This window comes from Borrelia turicatae 91E135, from assembly GCF_000012085.2.
In the GTDB taxonomy this organism is placed as follows: Bacteria; Spirochaetota; Spirochaetia; order Borreliales; family Borreliaceae; genus Borrelia; species Borrelia turicatae.
Genome location: NC_008710.1, coordinates 31770 through 52974, shown reverse-complemented (window position 1 = coordinate 52974; position 21205 = coordinate 31770). Strand labels below are relative to the sequence as shown.

20 protein-coding genes, 1 tRNA gene and 1 other RNA gene are annotated in these 21205 nt (G+C 28.0%); 16 read left to right on the top strand and 6 right to left on the bottom strand.

What is annotated here, in order from left to right; translation table 11 throughout:
* The first annotated feature begins 15 nt into the window (after positions 1-15).
* The 4 genes from gap to secG are packed head-to-tail and all read left to right on the top strand — an operon-like array spanning position 16 to position 3370.
* On the top strand, positions 16-1023 hold the full coding sequence (gap, locus tag BT0_RS00280) for a type I glyceraldehyde-3-phosphate dehydrogenase (protein ID WP_011772018.1): 1008 nt from the start codon (positions 16-18) through the stop codon (positions 1021-1023).
* Positions 1024-1051: 28 nt separating this feature from the next.
* A complete protein-coding gene (locus tag BT0_RS00275; protein WP_011772017.1) occupies positions 1052-2230 on the top strand; it encodes a phosphoglycerate kinase in 1179 nt (392 codons plus the stop codon).
* A gap of 1 nt (position 2231) precedes the next feature.
* On the top strand, positions 2232-2996 hold the full coding sequence (gene tpiA / locus BT0_RS00270; RefSeq protein WP_011772016.1) for a triose-phosphate isomerase: 765 nt from the start codon (positions 2232-2234) through the stop codon (positions 2994-2996).
* 11 nt (positions 2997-3007) lie between these two features.
* Positions 3008-3370: a preprotein translocase subunit SecG gene (gene secG, locus BT0_RS00265; protein ID WP_011772015.1), complete on the top strand. Its 363-nt coding sequence runs from the start codon at positions 3008-3010 to the stop codon at positions 3368-3370.
* A 63-nt stretch (positions 3371-3433) separates the two neighbouring features.
* Here the strand turns inward: secG and ung are convergent, their stop codons facing one another.
* The gene (ung, locus tag BT0_RS00260) at positions 3434-4105 is read right to left on the bottom strand and encodes a uracil-DNA glycosylase (protein WP_011772014.1); all 672 of its coding nucleotides are present in this window, start codon (positions 4103-4105) and stop codon (positions 3434-3436) included.
* A gap of 79 nt (positions 4106-4184) precedes the next feature.
* On the opposite strand from ung, the gene BT0_RS00255 reads away from it, so the two are divergent.
* On the top strand, positions 4185-4841 hold the full coding sequence (locus tag BT0_RS00255) for a TrmH family RNA methyltransferase (protein ID WP_041178548.1): 657 nt from the start codon (positions 4185-4187) through the stop codon (positions 4839-4841).
* Here BT0_RS00255 and BT0_RS00250 read toward each other — a convergent pair.
* Together BT0_RS00250 and BT0_RS00245 are read right to left on the bottom strand one after the other, a co-directional pair.
* A complete protein-coding gene (locus BT0_RS00250; protein ID WP_236842838.1) occupies positions 4828-5403 on the bottom strand; it encodes a VUT family protein in 576 nt (191 codons plus the stop codon). The genes BT0_RS00255 and BT0_RS00250 overlap by 14 nt on opposite strands.
* A gap of 159 nt (positions 5404-5562) precedes the next feature.
* Entirely contained in the window at positions 5563-6249 is a 687-nt protein-coding gene (locus tag BT0_RS00245; RefSeq protein WP_011772011.1) for a queuosine precursor transporter, read from the bottom strand.
* Between the two features lie 153 nt (positions 6250-6402).
* Here BT0_RS00245 and ssrA point away from each other — a divergent pair.
* Positions 6403-6768: a transfer-messenger RNA gene (ssrA, locus tag BT0_RS00240) on the top strand.
* Positions 6769-6813: 45 nt separating this feature from the next.
* Here ssrA and BT0_RS00235 read toward each other — a convergent pair.
* Positions 6814-6886, bottom strand: a tRNA-Gly gene (locus tag BT0_RS00235).
* 155 nt (positions 6887-7041) lie between these two features.
* Between BT0_RS00235 and BT0_RS00230 the strand changes: the two genes are divergently transcribed.
* On the top strand, positions 7042-7404 hold the full coding sequence (locus BT0_RS00230) for a DUF3276 family protein (RefSeq protein WP_081422774.1): 363 nt from the start codon (positions 7042-7044) through the stop codon (positions 7402-7404).
* Between the two features lie 8 nt (positions 7405-7412).
* Here the strand turns inward: BT0_RS00230 and BT0_RS00225 are convergent, their stop codons facing one another.
* A complete protein-coding gene (locus BT0_RS00225; protein ID WP_041178404.1) occupies positions 7413-7958 on the bottom strand; it encodes a ribonuclease HII in 546 nt (181 codons plus the stop codon).
* A 69-nt stretch (positions 7959-8027) separates the two neighbouring features.
* Between BT0_RS00225 and BT0_RS00220 the strand changes: the two genes are divergently transcribed.
* From BT0_RS00220 to phoU, 4 genes are read left to right on the top strand one after another with little or no spacing between them, the layout of a single operon-like run.
* The gene (locus BT0_RS00220; RefSeq protein ID WP_181005549.1) at positions 8028-10481 is read left to right on the top strand and encodes an AAA family ATPase; all 2454 of its coding nucleotides are present in this window, start codon (positions 8028-8030) and stop codon (positions 10479-10481) included.
* A gap of 27 nt (positions 10482-10508) precedes the next feature.
* The gene (locus BT0_RS00215) at positions 10509-10895 is read left to right on the top strand and encodes a hypothetical protein (RefSeq protein WP_011772007.1); all 387 of its coding nucleotides are present in this window, start codon (positions 10509-10511) and stop codon (positions 10893-10895) included.
* Positions 10892-11917 carry a hypothetical protein gene (locus BT0_RS00210; RefSeq protein WP_011772006.1) on the top strand — a complete coding sequence of 342 codons (1026 nt, stop codon included), beginning with the start codon at positions 10892-10894 and terminating at the stop codon, positions 11915-11917. The genes BT0_RS00215 and BT0_RS00210 overlap by 4 nt, the downstream gene beginning before the upstream one ends.
* A gap of 11 nt (positions 11918-11928) precedes the next feature.
* Positions 11929-12600, top strand: coding sequence for a phosphate signaling complex protein PhoU (phoU, locus tag BT0_RS00205; RefSeq protein WP_011772005.1), 672 nt, complete (start codon positions 11929-11931; stop codon positions 12598-12600).
* Positions 12601-12647: 47 nt separating this feature from the next.
* Here phoU and BT0_RS00200 read toward each other — a convergent pair whose 3' ends face one another.
* Positions 12648-13487 (bottom strand): CheR family methyltransferase, encoded by an 840-nt coding sequence (locus BT0_RS00200; RefSeq protein WP_011772004.1) that lies wholly within the window; start codon positions 13485-13487, stop codon positions 12648-12650.
* Between the two features lie 201 nt (positions 13488-13688).
* On the opposite strand from BT0_RS00200, the gene BT0_RS00195 reads away from it, so the two are divergent.
* The 5 genes from BT0_RS00195 to BT0_RS00175 all read left to right on the top strand — a co-directional run bounded on the left by BT0_RS00195 (position 13689) and on the right by BT0_RS00175 (position 21146).
* The gene (locus tag BT0_RS00195; protein ID WP_011772003.1) at positions 13689-15182 is read left to right on the top strand and encodes a foldase protein PrsA; all 1494 of its coding nucleotides are present in this window, start codon (positions 13689-13691) and stop codon (positions 15180-15182) included.
* A 64-nt stretch (positions 15183-15246) separates the two neighbouring features.
* Positions 15247-16698, top strand: a complete 1452-nt coding sequence (locus BT0_RS00190; RefSeq protein WP_011772002.1) for a pallilysin-related adhesin — start codon at positions 15247-15249, stop codon at positions 16696-16698.
* A 5-nt stretch (positions 16699-16703) separates the two neighbouring features.
* Positions 16704-17477 (top strand): lysophospholipid acyltransferase family protein, encoded by a 774-nt coding sequence (locus BT0_RS00185; RefSeq protein WP_011772001.1) that lies wholly within the window; start codon positions 16704-16706, stop codon positions 17475-17477.
* Positions 17464-19260 (top strand): DNA topoisomerase IV subunit B, encoded by a 1797-nt coding sequence (locus tag BT0_RS00180; RefSeq protein ID WP_011772000.1) that lies wholly within the window; start codon positions 17464-17466, stop codon positions 19258-19260. The genes BT0_RS00185 and BT0_RS00180 overlap by 14 nt, the downstream gene beginning before the upstream one ends.
* Positions 19260-21146, top strand: coding sequence for a DNA topoisomerase IV subunit A (locus BT0_RS00175; protein WP_011771999.1), 1887 nt, complete (start codon positions 19260-19262; stop codon positions 21144-21146). Before BT0_RS00180 ends, BT0_RS00175 begins: the two co-directional genes overlap by 1 nt.
* The last annotated feature ends 59 nt before the right edge of the window (positions 21147-21205 follow it).

Below are 21205 nucleotides of genomic sequence, written 5' to 3'. Positions count from 1 at the left end.
AGATGGAGGAGTTGTATGAAGCTAGCTATTAATGGCTTTGGGCGTATAGGTAGAAATGTTTTTAAAATTGCTTTTGAGAGAGGAATTGAAGTTATTGCAATAAATGACTTAACAGATCCTAAGACACTTGCTCATCTTTTAAAATATGATTCAACTTTTGGAATATATAATAAAAAAGTAGAGGCAAGAGATGGGGCAATTATAGTAGATGGAAAAGAAATAAAGATTATTGCTGAACGCGATCCAAAAAACCTTCCTTGGGGCAAACTTGGAGTTGATGTTGTAATTGAATCAACAGGTGTATTTTCATCAGCAACAAGTGATAGAGGTGGGTATCTTGATCATGTTGAGCATGCCGGTGCTAAAAAAGTAATTTTGACAGTACCTGCTAAGGATGAGATTAAGACAATTGTACTTGGTGTAAATGATCATGAGATTACTTCTGATTTGAAAGCTGTTTCTAATGCTTCATGCACAACAAACTGTCTTGCACCTCTTGCAAAAGTTTTGCATGAGACTTTTGGGATTGAACAAGGTCTTATGACTACTGTTCATGCTTATACAAATGATCAAAAAATCCTTGATTTGCCACATGCTGATCTTAGACGAGCACGAGCTGCGGCTCTTTCAATTATTCCTACTTCAACAGGTGCTGCTAAGGCTGTTGGACTTGTTTTACCTGAACTTAAGGGTAAACTTAATGGTACTTCTATGAGAGTTCCTGTTCCAACAGGTTCTATTGTCGACTTTACAGTTCAACTTAAGAAAAAAGATGTTACAAAAGAAGAGATTAATTCTGCGCTTAAGAAAGCATCAGAGTCTAGAGAACTTAGTGGTATTTTAGGATATACAGAAGATCCAATAGTATCTTCAGATATTAAGGGAAATTCTCATTCTTCAATAGTTGATGGTCTTGAAACAATGGTGTTATTAAATGGTTTTGTAAAAGTACTTTCATGGTATGACAATGAATTTGGGTATTCTACAAGAGTAGTTGACCTTGCACAAAAGTTAGTGAAATAAGAGCAAAATAGTCTTGAGGTAGTTATAAATGTCAATAAAAACGATAAAGGATTGTGACTTTGCAGGCAAACGTGCTTTAGTAAGATGTGATTTTAATGTTCCCTTGAAAGAAGGGAACATTACTGATGATACCAGGATTAGGGCTGCATTACCTACAATAGAGTATCTTAAGTCTCAAGGAGCCAGAGTGATTCTTATGAGTCATTTGGGTAGGCCAAAGGGAGAGAAAAATCTTAAATATTCTCTTATGCCTGTTGCTAAAAGGTTGTCGGAACTATTAGGACAAGATGTTAAGATGCTACCTGATTGCATCGGTGATGAAGTAGCAACTACTGTTTCTTGTATGAAAAATGGAGATATTGTTTTGCTTGAGAATTTAAGATTTTATAAGGAAGAAGAAGAAAATTGTGATGCTTTTGTAAGGAAATTATCTCAAAATGGTGATATTTTTGTAAATGATGCTTTTGGAACTGCTCATAGAGCACATGCTTCTACAGCAGGACTTGCAGCTTATTTACCAGCTGTTGGTGGATTTTTAATGGAAAAAGAAGATGAATTTTTGGGCAAAATTTTAAGAAATCCTGAGAGTCCATTTGTTGCAATAATTGGTGGTTCAAAAGTTTCTTCAAAAATTGCAGTACTGGAATCTCTTTTGCCAAAATCAAATGTAATGGTAATTGGTGGTGGAATGGCATATACTTTTTTAAAGGTAGAAGGGTATTCTATTGGACAGTCTCTTTTAGAGAATGAGTATATTGATGTGGCTTCATCTTTTTTGAAAAAGGCAAAAGAATTAGATGTAAAAGTTATTTTACCACTTGATCATGTTGTTGCAAGTGAATTTAGGGAAGATTCTATTCCTGAGTATGTTGATTCTGTTGATATCCCTAATGATAAGGTTGGGATGGATATTGGTGAGAAAACTTTGAGAAAAATTGAAGAAGTTCTTGTTAGTGCAAAGACTGTGATTTGGAATGGGCCTCTTGGGGTCTTTGAATTTAATTCTTTTTCTAAAGGTACAGCAAAGGTTGCAGAATATGTTGCAAGTTGTTCTGGAATTACGGTTGTTGGTGGAGGAGATTCAGTGGCTGCTGTGAATAAATTTAATTTATCTGAAAAGATAACCCATGTTTCAACAGGGGGTGGCGCTTCTCTTGAATATCTTGAGGGAAAAGTTTTACCAGGTATAAAAGTGTTGGAGAAGTAAAATGAGAAAGATATTTTTAGCGGGAAACTGGAAAATGCACTATACAAGTATGGAAGCCGCAGGTGTTGCTAAACAAATTGTAGACGGAGTTAAAAATATTAAGGATGATGTTGTGGTTATGATAACACCTCCATTTACATCTCTTTGTAAAGTTTGTGAAGTTACGAGAGGAAGTAATGTTCTTCTTGGTGCGCAAAATATGTCTTATGAGGATAGTGGAGCAAGAACAAGTGAAATTTCTCCTTCTATGCTTTTGGAATTTGGGGTCGATTACGTAATACTTGGGCACTCTGAATGTAGAACTTATCTTGGGGATACTGATGAAGTAGTAAATAAAAAAGTTCTTGCAGGACTTAAACATCCATTTAAATATTTGATTCTTTGTATTGGGGAAACTCTTGAGGAGAGAGAGAATAATAAAACTTTGGATGTTGTTTTAAATCAGATTAGAAAAGGATTGATTTCTGTGTCTGAATCTGATCTTAAACGAATAATTTTAGCTTATGAGCCTGTATGGGCAATTGGAACTGGAAAAACGGCAACAAAAGAAGAGGCCCAAGAAGTTCACAGAGCAATTAGGCATGAGGTTGAATTATTGTATTCAGTTTCAGCGGCAAATAACATTATTATTCAGTATGGTGGTTCTGTTAATATTGATAATGTGAAAGGCCTTATGGGTGAGAGTGATATTGATGGAGCATTGATTGGTGGTGCATCTTTAAAGGCCGATTCATTTTTGAATATAGTTAATAAGGTTGCCAAATAGAGGGGTTTATTTTGGAGTTATTTAGATTGTTAATTTTTGTCTTTTTTATTATTACTTCATTTATGATTGTTTTGTTAGTCTTATTTCAAGATGAACAAGGTGATAGTATTGGAGGCGTATTTGGAGGTGGTAGTTCTTCTATTTTTGGAGCAAAATCTTCAAATATTGCGATAAGAATTACAGCATTCTTTATTACGCTTTTCTTTATTTTTGTGATAGCATTGTCTTTTATTAATACCAGAAGAGTTGATAACAGTTTGTTAAAGGACGTTAAGACAAATGAAAAAAGTTCAACATTTTGGAATGATGATACAAATCAAAATGAAGAAAATGAAGATGTTGTTAATGAAGATACTTTAAAGAAAGAAAAATAATAAAATCTAAGTTAGAATGACTTGTCTGATAGGCTATTGAAATTAAATATTGGGCAAGTTAGTCTATTGAAAGTCTATTGAAATTTTATTGTGTTCTTTTAGATATTTTAAAGTTTGACTAAAATGATTTGAGCCTAAAAAACCGTTATGTGCAGAATAAGGGGATGGGTGGCTTGTTTCAAGAATTAAATGTTTTGATGCATCTATTAATTCTTTTTTTCCTCTTGCAAAATTACCCCATAACATAAACACAACATTATTTAGGTTTTTTGAAATAATTTTTATTACTTCGTTTGTAAAAATTTCCCAGCCAATGTCCTTGTGAGATGATGGACGTCCTTCTTCTACTGTTAATATTGAATTTAGTAAAAATACGCCTTGTGTTGCCCATCGTGTTAGATCTCCATTTGGAATAGTTTTAATTTTTAAACTTCTCTCTATTTCTTTAAAAATATTTTGTAGTGATGGGGGTATTTTGATATCTGAATTAACAGAAAAGGCTAAACCATTGGCTTGTCCTTTTCCATGATACGGATCTTGTCCAAGTATTACTATTTTTATATCTTTAAATGGCAAAGAATCAAATGCATTAAATATTAATTTTGGTGATGGAAATATTTTGTCCTTTTTAGTTTTATATTCGTTTTTTATGAAATTCACAAGTCTTTTGAAATAGCTTTTGCAAAATTCGCCTTTTAACATTTCTTTCCAAGATTCTTCTATCTTTACTTCCATTCTTATATTATATAAAAAATAAAATGTTTTTTAACATTTGAATTGGATTTTATTATTTTTTTATATAAAATTGTATTTTGTGAGTAATGAGATCTTGAAGAGAATAGAAATTTTGTCTGAATTTATCACGCAAAGAAGGCGAGAGAGAATAGATGAAGTGTTAAGTAATCGCACAAATTATTTGACACTTGTACTTGAAGATATTTTTCAGCCTCAAAATGCAAGTGCGACGATGCGTACGATTGAAATTTTGGGACTTAGTAATATTCATATTATTGAGACCAATAATACATATACTTTAAATCCAGGTGTTGTTCTTGGAGCTTCAAAATGGATAGATATAATTAAATATCAATGTGTTGAGTCTGCATTTGATAATCTGAAGGGTAATGGATATAAAATAGTAGCTACATCATTAGATAATGAGGCTATATTTCTTGATGATTTTCCAATTGATGATAAAATGGCAATATTTTTTGGGACAGAATTAACAGGACTTAGTAATACAGTCTTAGAAAATGCTGATTTGCATTTAAAAATTCCAATGTATGGGTTTACTCAAAGTTATAATCTTTCTGTAGCCGTTTCAATAGTCTTTTATTCATTGATTAGTCGTTTAAGAAAAAGTTCTATTAAATATTTGTTGAATGAAGATGAAAAATTGGTTTTAAAACTTGATTATTATAGAAAAATTGTAAAAAAGTATCAGACTATTGAAAAACTTAAGCTTTTCTAACTTTCAAAGCATTTAAAAAATAATAGATAAAAGTATCAATTATCATGATTGTGATAGTAAAAATCCATGAGCTTTCTACCATGTTGATATTATTGCCAGGATATAATTGTGCTATCACATGCATTGAGATGTTAGCTAATATATAAGCTATACATGCGGAACATAATCTTGACAAATTATGATTTATCAATTTATTGCTTATGTTGTTCTTTTGTAATATAGAATATATTTTTATGTTAACATAATTACATAAATATATAATGTATGTTCCAGTGAAAATTATTGCAGTATAGGAAGCATTGTTAAACAATACTTTTAAATGTATATTAGAAGTATCAAATTCATTTTGTTGAAAATATAATGTAAAATGAATCATTATTACAAAAGTTATATGTATAAACATGTTTAATGTTGTTGACTCTATTGCTAATTTATCATTGTATTTTTCTGTAATCAGGTTTAATGAGCAAAGAATTGAGAGAAATATTATTCCTGCTAGGCTTATTTGCTGTTCGAATATAAATACTTTTTTCAATATGATGAGATTTGAAAGTATTGTCATAATGATGTTAAAACAAAAAAGACCCGATTTTCCAAACAGATAGTATAATAATGTTAATTGTAGGTATACAAATACTAGTAAGGTCATCCATAAAATCATGTCCATCATATCATTAATTATAACATAGATTGATAGGCAATAGTTAAAGGGATATTGCTGTTATATTGAATTTTTTTTGTTTTGATATACACATTTTGCAATGTAAATGAAAGGAGTTCCTAGTATGCCTGCAAATCCTTTAATGAAATATGTGGAAATTACTATATCTAAATAAGCTTCTTTTGGGAATATATTAAAATATGTTGCAATACTTACAAAGATTATTGTGTCTATTAGCTCACTTACTAATGTTGAGCCGTTGCTTCTTATAAATAAGAATTTTGGGAATTTATCTTTAATAAATTGGTATAGGTATATGTCATTTAGTTGAGATATGATGTATGCGATAATTGATGCAACTAATAGAATTGGAATTGAAGAAAAAATGCTTTCTAGGCTTTTTAAATATATATCGGAACTACTTGTTGAAAAATAAAGTTGAATATTTGTGATGAATGCGAAAGCTATGAAGCTTATAAATCCAATATAAACTGCTTTTTTTGAAATTTTTCGACCATAAAATTCTGATAAAATATCTGTTGCAACATATGATGAAGCATAAATAATATTACCAAGTGTGGCATTAAATCCAAATATTGTGATTTGCTTTAAAACTTGAATATTTGCGATAATTACAGATGATGTTACCCATGCGAACAATCCCTTTTTTCCAAAAAGTTTGTATATAATAATTAGACTTGAATAAGTACAGATTAACATAATGAACCATAAAATTTCGTTATTCAAAAGGACTCCCTCATCATTTATTATTTTATTTTTTATTAATATATTGTTGAATATGTTAGGACTATTATAAGCTTTTAGATGTTGTTTTGCAAATTGGATTGTTTTGCCTTTTTAGGTGCATTTATGTTATACTTGTTTTTTAAAGTATGATCAGGGGATGTTTTGGATTTGACTAAAAACTTTAGTAGCATAAATTGCAAGCAGAGGGAATCTCTTAAAACTTCTTTAATAAATGCAAAAAATAATAACTTTACAAGTTCAAATCTTGTAATGGCTGCTTAAATTAGCAGAGAGTTCTGTTGGATTTTGCTTTGAGGTTCAGCTTATACTCTTTCAAGACATCAAAGCTTGCTTAAAAATATTTCAAGTTGATTTTTAGGGACTTTTAAACTTGAGAGTAATTTGGCGGTTTGCTAGTTTTCCCAAACCTTGTTACTTTTTTTTAAAACACTAGCTAAGCTTGTAGATATTTATGATATTATTTTTAGGACGCGGGTTCAATTCCCGCCATCTCCAATATTGTTATGCATTAGAATACACATTTATTTAAAGTATTATTTGAAAAGCGTCCTATCGGAATCGAACCGACATCATTAGCTTGGAAGGCTAAGGTAATTAACCATTATACGAAGGACGCATAAAGAACAGAGTTGATTTTATAAAAAAAATGTACTTTATGTCAATTGATTTTATTATTAATTTTAGCTAGTATTTTTTTTATTTAGTAAGTACAATTATGTTAACTTTTGTGTGGGTTAATATAATATAAAGACTTTTTGTGTGGAGGATTTAATGGGCGAGAGAGGGGAAGTATATTCTGATAAGTTGTTTACAAATTCTGATAGAACTTATTTTTTTAATGTCAAAGAAAATAGAAAGGGCGATTATTTTTTGAATATTGTAGAGAGTAAGAGAAATGTTAATGGAGATTTTGAGAGACATTCGGTTTTTGTTTATGAAGAAAATATTGAAGAATTTGAGTCAAATTTATTAAGAGCTATTTCTGTGGTTAAGAAAAAAATTTCTAAGAATTCGGTTACAAGAGGGGACTATCATAATGATTTTGATCGACACAGAGAAAGGAGTAAAAACGGCAATCTTAGTTTTGACAGAAATTATCGTTTTTCAGACAAATCCAGAGATGAGAATAATTAAAATTTTATTTAAATGAGTTGGAAGCTTCTTCTGTGAAGCCTTGAAATTCCATATTTTTTTATTGCATCTTTATGTTCCTTTGTTGGATATCCTTTGTTTTTTTTAAGTGCATATAGAGGATAAATTTTATCGTATTCATCCATCAATTTGTCTCTTTGTACTTTTGCAATGATTGATGCTGCTTTTATCTCATTAATTATAGAATCTCCTTTAATTATTGCTTGGATTTTTTTAGCTTTTATTTTTGGAATAAATTTTCCGTCCACAAGTACCAAATTGCATTCTATATTTAATTTTTCATATGCAATTTGCATTGCAAGGAGTGAAGCATGATGAATATTGATTTTATCAATAATTTCATTAGGTACTTCTGCAAATGCATAATATGAATTTTCGAGTATTAATGATGATAGGTATTCTCTTTTTGATTTGTTAAGTTTTTTTGAATCATCTAGTGCATTTAAAAATTTGGGATTTCCTTTAAAGATAACAGCTGCACTTAAAACAGGTCCAAAGATACAACCTCGTCCAACTTCATCAATTCCACAAATCATCACTATTGATTATAATATGAAATTGTTCTTAGTAAATTAATTTTATTTATAATTTAATTGGGAGTGGCTTTGTTTTTAGAAAAAATAGGACTTTTAGGTTTTAAATCTTTTGTTAAAATGCAGGAATTAAAATTAAATAGTAGTTTAAATTTTATTGTCGGGCCTAATGGTTGTGGAAAAAGTAATTTGTTAGATGCAATTCGTTTTTGTATAGGAGAAGATAATTTAAGTGTTTTAAGAGTTAAATATATAACAGATTTGATTTCTGATGTTAAGTCTGGAGAATCTAATTTTGCTGAAGTAACTCTTTTTTTTAATAATGAAGATTTATCTGTGAGTGATTTTAGAGATAGATTTTACATTAGAAGAAGGCTTTATAAAGATGGTACAAGTGAATATTTTTTGAATAATGATACTTTAAATCTTAAAAGTTATGAAAGTCTTATCAATAAGTTAAGGCTAAAGAATTCACCTTATATGTTTATTAATCAAGGTAAAATTGAAAAAATTTCTTCAAGTGGAAGTATTAATTTGAAATCTTTAATAGAAGAGGCGAGTGGAATAGATATGCTTAGAGTTGAAGAAGAACAGGCATATAAGAGATTGGAAAAGTCCAAAGAAAATTTGAATTCTCTTTGGACTTTAAGAGATGAGTTGAATGAAAAATATGAAAAGATCAAAAATGATTTTTTTCTTAAGGGTAAGTATCAAAAATTAAAGATGGATTTAGAGATATTGGAGAAGAATTTAAGATTAAAAAAACTCTTTAATATTAATTTTGAGTTAAATGAACTTAAGAGCAAATTGGATATTAAGGATATAGATAAGATTTTATCTTTAAATAGCTTTTCTATTGAAAGTGTTAAGGAAAAGTTAGAATTTTATTCTTTTAGAGAAAAGAATGTTATTAAGAACATTGAGGTAATTAAGAAAGAAATTGAAACTTTAAAATCCAAATTGCTTGAAATAGAGATCAAGATTCAAAAATTAGAACATGACAGAAAAGGAAAATTGAATTTGGCAGATATTTTTATGAGCAATAAAGTGCAAATTGAATCGGTAAAGGTTGGCATAAATGAAGAACTAGTGGATTTAAATAATTCACTTCAATCTAAGAAGAAAGATTTTTTTACTGTTACTGATGAAATAAATAGGTATACTAGAAGTTTTTTTGAACTTGTTGATTTAGTTTTATCAATTTCTAAGGAGAGTAACATAGAAGAATTTGAACTGCTAAAGAAAAATATTTTGAATTCTTTAAAATATTTTGAGGATACTTTAAGTATAAAATATATTAAAGAGATTAGGGAAAATTTACTTAAGTATATAGTCAAAGAAGATAAGCTTTTAAATTTATTAAAGGAAAAAATTGAACCTATCTTTGAGCAGAATGTTGATTTAAGGAAATTTTTGCTTGCAAAAAATAATTCTAAGACTAGTCTTGCAAAGGAAATCACTACTATTGAGGGGCTGGTGTCGAATAAAACGGCAAAATTAAACGAGATATTAGGAGAAATTGAATATACAGAGCTTTCTAGGCTTAAGAATGAAGATGAGATTAAATTGATAGATAGTAATTTAAGATTTTTATTTGAAACTAGGGATGAACTTAGAGAAAGACTTAATAATTTGAACTTAAAATTAGATGAACTAAGTTTGGAGAGAAGTGATATTAATGTTAATTTGGATAAATTTTTAAGTGAAGCTAAGGGTAGTGAATTAGTTGCTAGTAATGAGATTAATTCTTTAAATTTGTTAGATGCTTTTAAAAATTCATCTTATTATGAATATATGAAAAAACAGGCAGAATATGATATTTTATTTAATTCTAGTTTAGATATTGCAGATGAGATAAAAGATTTTAATCTTGTTAATAAGAATTTAGAAAAATTTGAATTTACAGAAGATATGGCTAAAATAGGTGCTTTACAAAAAGAAATTAATATGATTGAACATAATAATTATATTTTTTTTAATGTTGAGAGAGAATATAATGAGATAAAAGAAAAGGTTGAGAGAATAAGTTCACAAATAGATGATTTAAATTCGACTAAGGAATCTTTAAATAAGCTGAGAAAAAAAATAAAAAGGGAAATTGATAAAAGATTTAATGATGCTTTTAATGAAATTAATAATCATTTTGTTTATTTTTTTAATCGAATGTTTACGGGCAATGGGAGTCTTTTTTATGGTAAGGATTCAGGTGAGATAGAAATCAAAATAGACTTTAAGGATAAATTAGCAAAGGGAAATAAAATGCTTTCTGGGGGTGAACATTCTTTAATTAGCATAGCATTTTTATTTGCTTTGTATTATTATTCTCCTGCTTCATTTTGTGTTCTTGATGAAATAGATGCTTCTCTTGATTTTGAAAATAGTAATAAGCTATCAGTACTTTTAAAGGAACTTGGTCAGAGAGTGCAATTGTTTATAATAACTCATAATATGTATGTTGCTCAAGGAAGTAAAAATTTAATCGGTGTTACTAGTGATAATGGAGAAAGTGTAATATTTAATATATAATTTATTAAGTATATTAGGGAATTTATTATGAGAGAGAAAAAATTTCGTTTTCAAAAATATTTTTTAATTTTGATACTTTTATCGATTATTGTTTCTTTTTTTACTTATTTTTATTCATATAGAATGATTGAAAAGACTCGCAGTAATACAGAAGAACATTTAAATCAAAAATTAAAATTACTTAATATAGAAGATTTTTATTTTGATTTAAATTCTAGTCTAAATATGGATGATTTTTTCTTTCCCAAGCCTAATCTTCCTGATGGTAAGTTAGGAGATAGTGTAATGCATCATCAGTCAATTAGTGAAGAGCTTCTTAAGAGTCTTTGGGTGAAGTCAGATAATTTGTTTAATATTGATTTAGAGAAAGAAAATGAATCATTAGTTGATAAAATTTTGGAAAATTATAAGTGAGTAAAGAATGTTTTATTTATTTTAATTTTTTATTTTTTATTATTAATATTATACCTTCTTTAGCTTTTGAAAATCGATATAGTACTTATGAGCTTGATTTTAGTAGCGAGAAGCAAGAATTTTTGGTAAATACTAATTCAAAATTTAATTTTTTTTTTAAAGATTCTACTTGGATTTATATTAAAAATGTTAAAAATAATGCCTTCATTAGGCTTGTATCAGAATCCTATCAAAATGGAGCTATGTTTACTTTTCAAACTTCAAAGAATATTGGAATTATTATATTGACTTTTAAATATCAAAATGTGAAGGATTCTAGGGAGTTTACTAAAAATGTGATTTTGAAAATTGCTAAGAGGGAAGAATCTTCCAATTTGAATGAGATGAATCCCAAAGGTAATTTAAGTTTAGATAAGTTTATTAAAACTGATAAGAGTAATAATAATTTAAGCTTGAGAGACATTATGAAGAGAGCTTTAAATTTATCTTACATTAATGACTATAAAGGAGCAATTGCATTACTTAATAAATACGATTTTGATGATAATGAATATACTTTATTAAAAGCCGAGCTTTATTATAAGAGTGGAGATTATCTGAATTCTTACTTAAATTACTTGAGTTTAAGAGATGTATACTTTAATAAGATTTTTTTAAATCTAATTGATCTTGGAATTAAATTAAGTAAGGTGGAAAATGTATTAAGAGATGTTAGATTTTTAGTAGAAAATAATATTGATTTTAGTGAGAATACTTATCTTGATATTCTTGAATTTTTGTTAATGAATGGCGAATATGAATTTTTTTTGAATTTAAGCTTGCTATACTATCCAAAGTATTTAAATTCAAGGTTTCCAGATAGATATAATTATTTGTTGGGCAAACTATATGAGACTGAGAGCAAGTATAAAGATTTTATAAAGTCTCTTAGTTATTATAAGAGAGTTATTGATAGCTATCCTTTTAGCAGTTATTATGAGCTTTCTAAATTGAGATTTTTATTTTTAAAACGGTTTTTTTAGGAGAATTTGGTATGATTAGACGTAGACTTACTAAACAACTTGAAGTTATTAAAGATTATCTTTGGGATATGAAGGAGTGTGTTCTTAAGATCATAGAAAACTCGTTAATAGCTTTGGAATCTAGAGACAAAAATTTGGCTAAAAAGATTATCAATGAGGATGAGAAAATGATAGATGATTATCAATATGATATTGAGGATTTATGTGGACGAATCATTGCTACTGAACATCCTGTCGCTACTGAACTTAGAGAGATTTTGGCAATTATTAAAATAATCAGTTCTCTTGAGCGTATTGCGGATCATTCTACTAAAATTGTAAAGGTCGTACTTCTTTTAGAATCTAATGTAGGTGATTTTTCTTCGGTTGACATTTATCAAAAGCCTTTAAGGGAGATGGCAGATACAGCAAAAGATATGCTTGCAAATATTTTTGATGCGTATTTTGATGGAGATTTTGTTAAAATACTTAAAATAGTAAAGTATGATAACATTATAGATAAATTATTTTCAAAGCAAAAAACTATTGTAATTGATGCGATGAAAAATAATCCAGAGAATTTAGATTATCTTTTAAATATATTATTTTTAAATAGTTTTTTAGAAAGAGTAGGAGATCATGTTGCAACGATAGGTGAGTTACTTTATTTTGTTAAAGTGGGAGAAAAAGTAAATCTGACTTAAAGAAGTATGATTTAAGTTATGAATAAACAATTTTCACTTATTTTTATTCAGTTGATTTTTTTATATGTTGCTGGCATGATGTATTCTAAATTTTTACTGTCTCTAATTGCTTCTGAATGACCAATGAGCAAATAAGAGTCATCTTTTAAATGTTGAGTGAATTTTTCAGCAAGTTTGTTTCTAGTTTTTTCATCAAAATAAATCATTACATTTCTGCAAAAGATTAAATCAAATTTTTTCTTGAATGGAAAAATTGCATTCATTAGATTCAATTTTTTAAATTGAATCATTTTTTTTAGTATGTCTTTGACTTCGAATTTGTCATTTGTAATCTTATTTAAATATTTGATTTTTAGATGATTGGGAAGTGTCTTTACCCGATCTTCAGAATAAATTCCCATTTTAGCTTCGTTAAGAACAGTAATGGAAATATCTGTTGCTAATATTTTTGCTTTGCAGTGAATTTTGTTGTTGTTTATGTATTCATTTAATATCATTGCAATTGTGTATGGTTCTTCTCCACTTGAGCATCCAGCTGACCATATTCTAATTTCTTCTTCTCTTGATTGAGCCATTTGCTTAAGCATTTTGGGTAACAATTTTTTCTCAAGAAATTCAAAATGGTTAGGTTCTCTAAAAAAATAAGTGTGATTTGTTGATATTTTATCCACTAGTTCTATTAAAGATATTTGATTGTTTTGTTTTTCTAAGTAATTAATGTATTCTGTAAAATTGCTCAAATTTTTTGCTCTGATTGTTGATGATAATCGACTTTCAATTAGCAATTTTTTTTTATCGTTAAGATTAATACCGAAATTATTATAAATTATTTTGGTAAGCCTATTAAACTCTTCTTGATTTATTTTGATATTAAATTCATTATTCATACAAATTGTCTTTTATCATATTTTTTATTATTAAGTTGTAGGGATCTCTTAAATTCCCAAAAACATTTTACGTACATTTATGATACCAAATATGATACCAAAAATGCTTTTTGATATAAATATTTTAATTGAAATAATATGTTAATTATGCTATTTTAATATCTAAAATGTTATTTTATTTAAATTATAAAGGTTGTTTTTATGCGTAAGAGAGTAAATCAAGCAAAAGAAGTTATATCCAAAGTTGATTTTAATGATAAAAAAGTTGGAACATGGGGGCTTTTAGCACTTATCGTAATTGTGTTTGGATTTATTATTGCACCCTTAATGCCAGGTTTATTTGATACTACTGATTCATCTAGTTTAAAATTTGGATCTTATAAGGGACAACCAGTTTATTATGAAAAAGACAATAAATTTGCTCAATATGTTAAATCTTACTCAAATTTTTATTCTAAATTGAAAAAAAATAATAGTCTTGATATAGAGTATTTTATTTGGAACTTGGCTTTTATGAAGTATGTGGAAGATATTGCCTTTATTGATTTAGCAAAAACTAATAGTTTTTATGTTTCAAAAAATATTTTGAATAAGAATTTAATGAATTCTCCTGTGTATTTAGACTCTAGTGGTAATTTTAGTCCCAAGAGATACAATAAAGTTTCTGATTATCAGAAGTTTAAAATTCATAATGAAACAGTAGACAATTTACTCTCTTCAAACATACAGGTTTTGTTAAGCAGCAGCTTCATATTGCCAGACTCTCTTCTGAATGCTATTAAAAGTATGAATGAAATTAGACGCAATATTGTATATGTTTCACTCTCATACCAGGATTTTCCAAAAGATAAGGTGATCTCTTATGCTGATCAGAATCAAAAATTATTTAAGAGTTTAGATATTGTTTCTATTCGTTTTAAAAATTTAAGCGATGCTGGTGGTGCTTATGAAAAATTGTCTAAAGGTATGCCTTTTGAAGAAGTTGCTAAATTTTATTCCGAAGACGTTACTAATTTTAAAGGTATTGCATCTTCTAAGAAATATTATTTTGATTTGGATCTTGTCCTTGAGAAAAAGGAAGATCTTGCTGCAATTTTTTCTTTGAAGATGAATGAATTTACTAGTCCTATTAAATCTAAAAATGGAAATGGATATGATATATACAAAGCATTGAGCAATATTGGTGATTTTGATAAAAATTCAGAGCATGATATCAGTTCTGTTAGAAACTATATAGAAACTTATGAACCCAGTGTTATTGAGACTTTTCTTGAAAAAAAGCTTAATGATATTCTGACTGAAGTTAATTTTGATGGCCCGCAACAAGTTTTTAAAAAACATAATTTGGTATTGAAAAAAGATGTTGTTAATCTTGCGTATAATATGAATATTTATCCTAGTACTTTAAGGGAACTGTCAGTTTTCAGCAATAGTAAAGATTTTTATGATGTCATCTTTGATTTGAAAGAAGGTCAGTGGTCTAAGCCCTTTTTAGCAGATCAGCGAGTTTATTTATTTTCTTTCAGTTCAAGTGTTAATGATTCTGTTAATTCTGATAATTTAATTAAAGAAGATCGTATGCTTGATATCCTTTATCAGGCAAATAATAAGTTGGTGTTGGATTATATTTTGAATAAAAATAATTTTAAGGAAAATTTTAATGAAGCATTCTTTTCTTTACAGGATTTTAGTTGAAAGACCAGCAATTAGTATGTTTAGACATTTGAGTTGTTGTTGGTATAGATAAAAATCATGTGATATGTGTTTTAAAAAATGGATTATATTTCTTTTTGTAACTTTGTTCTCTTGTGTTAAAGGCAGTAAAGATTTTATTGTTTTTAATAAAGAGATGAAAAAAATTAGTGAAATAAGTTATTCTGATACAGGTTTAAGTGGGGATACTGGAGAAGATGTCTTTGGTTCTTTGATTGATCTTAAGGGTTACAAAATTTTGTCAGTTCATCAGGAAAATTTAAATTTAGATGTTTATTTTGAACAAGTGGTTTTAGCACAGAATTTTGCAGATCTTAAAACTTATTTATTTATTATTGGTTTTGATCCAAAGAGTCATGAAGCAGTCGTTCTTTTTAAAACCCAAGTAAATATTGATTCTAAAAATTCTTACAATATGTATCTTGAGGATATTACTGGTGATTATAATTTTGATATAGTAATCCAAGGTTTTTTAGATGAAGATTCTGTTTTGTATATCTTTCAAAGAGCAGTTGCTAATGATGTCGCCTCGTATAGACCTATATTTTTTGATAAGGTGAATGGAAGTATTATTATAAATAAATATGATAGATCCTCAGCTTATGATGATAAAAAGTCAAGGGAAAGTTATTCTATTTCTTTAGAAAGGTATGAGAAGCAGGGTGAGGATATGATAGTAAGTAAAATAGAAAAGTATGAGTATTCTCAATTGCAAGGTAAATATTATCCTTTATCTGCTAGTGAGAAAGTCAGGCGGATAGATAATGATGTATATCAAACTTTGAAAAATTTACCCAAAGAAGAAGTTTATAAATTTTTATATGGTGTTTGGTATGATAGTAATGCACATCAACGTTTAAGGAAATCAAATTTTGAGGATGCTTTATTTTTATCATTTAATAGGCATCTTAATGAAATTAGTATTTTTAAAAACAATGCTCAAGAAATTGCACATATTGAGTATATCTCAAGACCTGCTTATAATACTCTTAATATCAGTACCAAGTCTATTTTTTCAGATTTAATAGTATATAATTTTTGGATTAAAATTATTGATATTGATAATATTGAGATAAAAATTGATACTGGAACAGATGCTTATGATAAATATGGATTCTCAGGTGTTTTTAAACGATTTAATGATTCTGTTTTAGTTGAGGATGATAAGGATTCTTTGTTTATTCCAAATGGTAATTATGTGTGTAAGGATATCATTTATGATTTTTCTTATCCTAATCTTACTTATATTGTTGGAGATAATATTTATTATGGAATTTTTAATGTTTTTAGTCTAAATAATAATTTAGTGCTTGAATATGAAATTAGCATGGATGAAAATAAGATAAGTGAAGCTTTTATTATTGAGTATAGCGAGAGAATAGTTCAGAAACAAAAGTTTTCTACAATTCTCCTTAATCCTATTAAAATTTTAAAAGATGAAGTAAGTTTGGTGAAGGGGCAGAAATTGAAACTTGAAAGGATAGAAAAATTAGGTTAAATTTTATGAAAATATTAAGGAGTATTGTTACTTATATTAATTTTTTTTTCTTTGTTTTGGTTTTTACTGTCTTATTTCCAGTATTTTTAATTTTTAAGATTTTTAGATTTGAAAATTATTTTATAAAATTTAGTTTTATATTAGTTAGATTTGCTATTAAGATCAGTTTGTGGTTTGCTGGAATTAAAGTTATTGTTACAAAGGATGATGATTGTTCTTTGCCTGAGGATGGTGTAGTCATTATGGCAAATCATATTGCTTCAATGGATCCACTTTTTTTAATTTATGTTTTTATGAAACCTTTTGTGATAGTTGCTAAGAAATCCCTTTTAAAAATTCCGTTAATTAATTTTCTATTAATTTCTATGGGATCTATTTTTATAAATAGGAATAGTATAAAATCTTCTGCTATTACTCAAAGGAAAGCAGCTAAAGTTATTCAAGAAGGTGGAGCTATTGGAATTTTTCCTGAAGGGACTAGAAATCGAGGTGGTAGTACAAGAGATTTTAAAAGAGGTTCTGTTAATCTGGCTTTAAGAACAAATTCTTCAATTATTCCTGTGACTTTGTTTAATACACATAAGGTTTTTGTTAAAAATTTGATATTGAATTCAGGATTATCCATATATGTACATGTTCATTCTTTAATAGATGTTTCTAATTTGACAGATGATGATAAGGCTCAGCTTCATATTATTGTTAGAGATAAGATAATTAAAAAATTAGAAAAGATGAAAATTCAATATAATGTTGATAGGAATTTAAATGAATACAAATAGTTATGATGAGAGTAAGATTGTTACCTTATCTTCCCTTGAGCATATTAGGTTGCGGTCTGGAATGTATATTGGGAGATTGGGCGATGGTTCTAATATTGATGATGGTATTTACATTTTAGTTAAAGAGATTATTGATAATTCAATTGATGAATTTATTATGGGCCATGGCAAAGAAATTTTGATAAAAAAAGAAAATAATATCATTAGTGTAAGAGATTATGGTCGTGGGATTCCTCTTGGAAAAGTTGTAGAGAGTGTTTCTGTTATTAATACTGGTGCTAAGTATAATGATGATGTTTTCCAATTTTCTGTAGGACTTAATGGAGTTGGGACTAAAGCGGTTAATGCTTTAAGCTCAAACTTTTTAGTAAGGTCAATAAGGGACGGAAATTTCTTTGAAGCAATTTTTTCAAAAGGGAATTTAATTAATACTATAGAAGGTAAGTCGAATGAACAAAATGGCACTTATATTGAATTTTTAGCTGATACAGAGATTTTTGGTAAATATAAATATAGTGAAGATTTTTTACGGAGAAGATTCTTTCATTATGCTTGTTTAAATAAAGGTTTAAAAATTAATTATAATGATCAGATTTTTCAATCTGATAATGGACTTCTCGATTTTATAAATGCTGAGATTAAAGGTGAAGATTTACTTTATGATTTTGTTTATTATTCCAGTAAGACTTTAGAATTTGCCTTCTCTCATACAAATAATTATGGCGAGACATATTTTTCATTTGTGAATGGACAATATACTAGTGATGGAGGTACCCATCAGACAGGGTTTAGAGAAGGTTTTGCTAGAGCCATTAATGATTTTCTAAAAAAAACATATTCATCTACTGATATTAGAGAAGGACTTATAGCTACACTTTCAGTTAAGATAAAAGACCCAATATTTGAAAGTCAGACTAAAAATAAGCTTGGTAATATTGAAACTAGAAGCAGTGTTGCTAAAGAAGTACAAAGGATAATTTTGGAAATCCTTTATAAGGATAAGACCCTTGCAAAGGCAATTGAAAACAAAGTTGTTGATAATGAGCGTCTTAGAAAAGAATTAAGTAGTGTACGCAAAGAGGCAAAAGAGAGAGCAAAGAAAATATCTTTTAAAATTCCTAAACTTAAAGATTGTAAATTTCATTTTAATGAAAAGAGTATGCATTCTGATTCGACTATGATCTTCTTAACAGAAGGAGATTCTGCAACAGGGTCAATGGTGTCTTGTAGAGATGTATATACGCAGGCTATATTTTCTCTTCGTGGGAAGCCACAAAACATGTTTGAAAAAAATAAGTCTGAAATATATAAAAATGAAGAACTGTATAATATGATGGTGGCTCTTGGTATTGAAGAATCGATTGAAAATTTGAGATATAATAAAATAGTCATTGCTACAGATGCAGATTTTGATGGTTTTCATATTAGAAATTTGCTTTTAACATTTTTCTTGACTTATTTTGAAGATTTAGTTTTGAATGGACATATGTATATTTTAGAGACACCACTCTTTAGAGTAAGGAATAAAAGTTCCACTATTTACTGTTATTTTGAAGAAGAGAAGCAAAAAGCTGTTCGTGAACTTAAGAATCCTGAAGTTACAAGATTTAAAGGACTTGGAGAAATTTCTCCAAGTGAGTTTAGGAGTTTTATTGATGTTTCTAATATTAGACTTACAAAAGTAGATCTTGTCAATATTAAGGAAATAAAAGAGCACTTAGGGTTTTATATGGGACCAAATACTCCTGAGAGGCGAAACTTTATTATGGAGAATTTAATTTAATGGATATTAAAACATTACTTAAGGATAATTTTTTACAGTATTCATCTTACGTCATTAAAGATCGTGCAATTGCTAGTGTTATTGATGGATTTAAGCCTGTGCAGAGACGAATCATACATTCTCTTTTTGAGATGAATGATGGTAATTTTCATAAAGTTGCAAATGTTGTTGGAAATACAATGAAATATCATCCCCATGGCGATACTTCAATTTATGAAGCACTTGTTAATATGGCAAATAAGGATTTATTTATTGAAAAGCAAGGAAATTTTGGTAATCTTTTAACAGGAGATCCTGCTTCTGCATCGCGTTACATTGAATGTCGATTAACCCCTCTAGCATTTGAAGTGCTTTATAGCAAGGAAATAACCTCTTATGAACCTTCTTATGATGGTCGCAATGATGAACCTTTAATTTTTCCTGCTAAAATTCCTGTAATACTTGTTCAGGGAAGTGAAGGAATAGCTGTTGGCATGGCTGCTAAAATTCTTCCTCATAATTTTAATGAGATTTTAAGTGCTGTTAAAAGTGAGTTGCTTGGAGAGTCTTATGAGCTTTATCCTGATTTTCCAACTGGTGGAATAGTCGATGTTAATGAGTATGCTGATGGAAATGGAAAAGTTTTGGTTCGTGCAAGGATTGAACCTACAGATGATAATAAGGCCATTTTAATAAAAGAATTGCCATTTGGAGAGACTACTGAGAGTTTGATAGCTTCAATTGAGAGAGCTATTCGGAAAAATTATATTAAAGTCTCAAGTATTAACGATTTTACTACCGAAAATGTGGAGATTGAATTAACCCTTCCAAGAGGAGTTTATGCAAGTGAAGTTATTGAAAAATTGTATCATTATACAAATTGTCAAGTTTCTATTTCTGTTAATTTGCTTTTACTAAGTGATAGATATCCTGTTATCTATACTGTTACAGATATTATCAAGTTTCATGCTGAACATTTGCAAAAGATTTTAAAGATGGAACTTGAATTGGAGAGAAATAAAATACTTGAAAAAATATTTTCTAAGACTCTGGAACAAATGTTTATTGAAAAGAAGATTTATAAAATTCTTGAGACTATTTCTAAAGAATCTGATGTTGTTAATATTGTGTTGAGTGAAATTTTAAAATATAAAGATAGTTTTTTGTATAGAGATATTGTTTTAGATGATATTGAAAATTTACTTAAAATTCCTATTAGGAAGATCAGTATGTTTGATATTGATAAAAATAATAAAGATATTCGAAATTTAAGTAAAGAATTAAAAAGTGTAGAGAGTAATATTAAATCAATTAGAGGTTTCTCAATAAATTTTATTGATACTCTGCTTGAAAAATATTCCAAAGTTTATCGTAGAAAAACGGAAATATCCCTTATTAAGTCAAAAAATGTTAAAGAAATAGCTACTAAGAATATGAAGGTTTATTTGAACTTAAAGGCAGGTTTTGTTGGAACGAGTCTTATTGATGGTGAATTTATTGGTAATGCTAGCTATTATGATAAAATATTGATATTTAAGAAAAATTCTTATGTTTTAAAAAATATTGAAGATAAAACATTCATTGATAAGAATAATGTGAATGTTTTAGTGTATGATATCAATAATTCTAAAGATCAAGTATTTTCTATAATTTATCTAAATAAAGCTGATAATTTTTATTATGTTAAGAGGTTTAAGATAGATAAGTTTATCACAGACAAGATTTATGAATTTTTAAATGATGGAGATGAATTTATAGATTTTGCTTTGAATCCAGAATTTGTAGAATTTTCTACTAGTAAAGATATTGTTAGAATGATTAGCATTGATGATTTTATGATTAAATCACGTATTTCTGTGGGTAAGAGAATTTCAAGCAGTATTATTAAGAAGGTTAAGTTTAAATGATTCGTATTAAAATTAAAGATTGAACAATTTAGTTAATAAGTATATAATGAATATGTAAT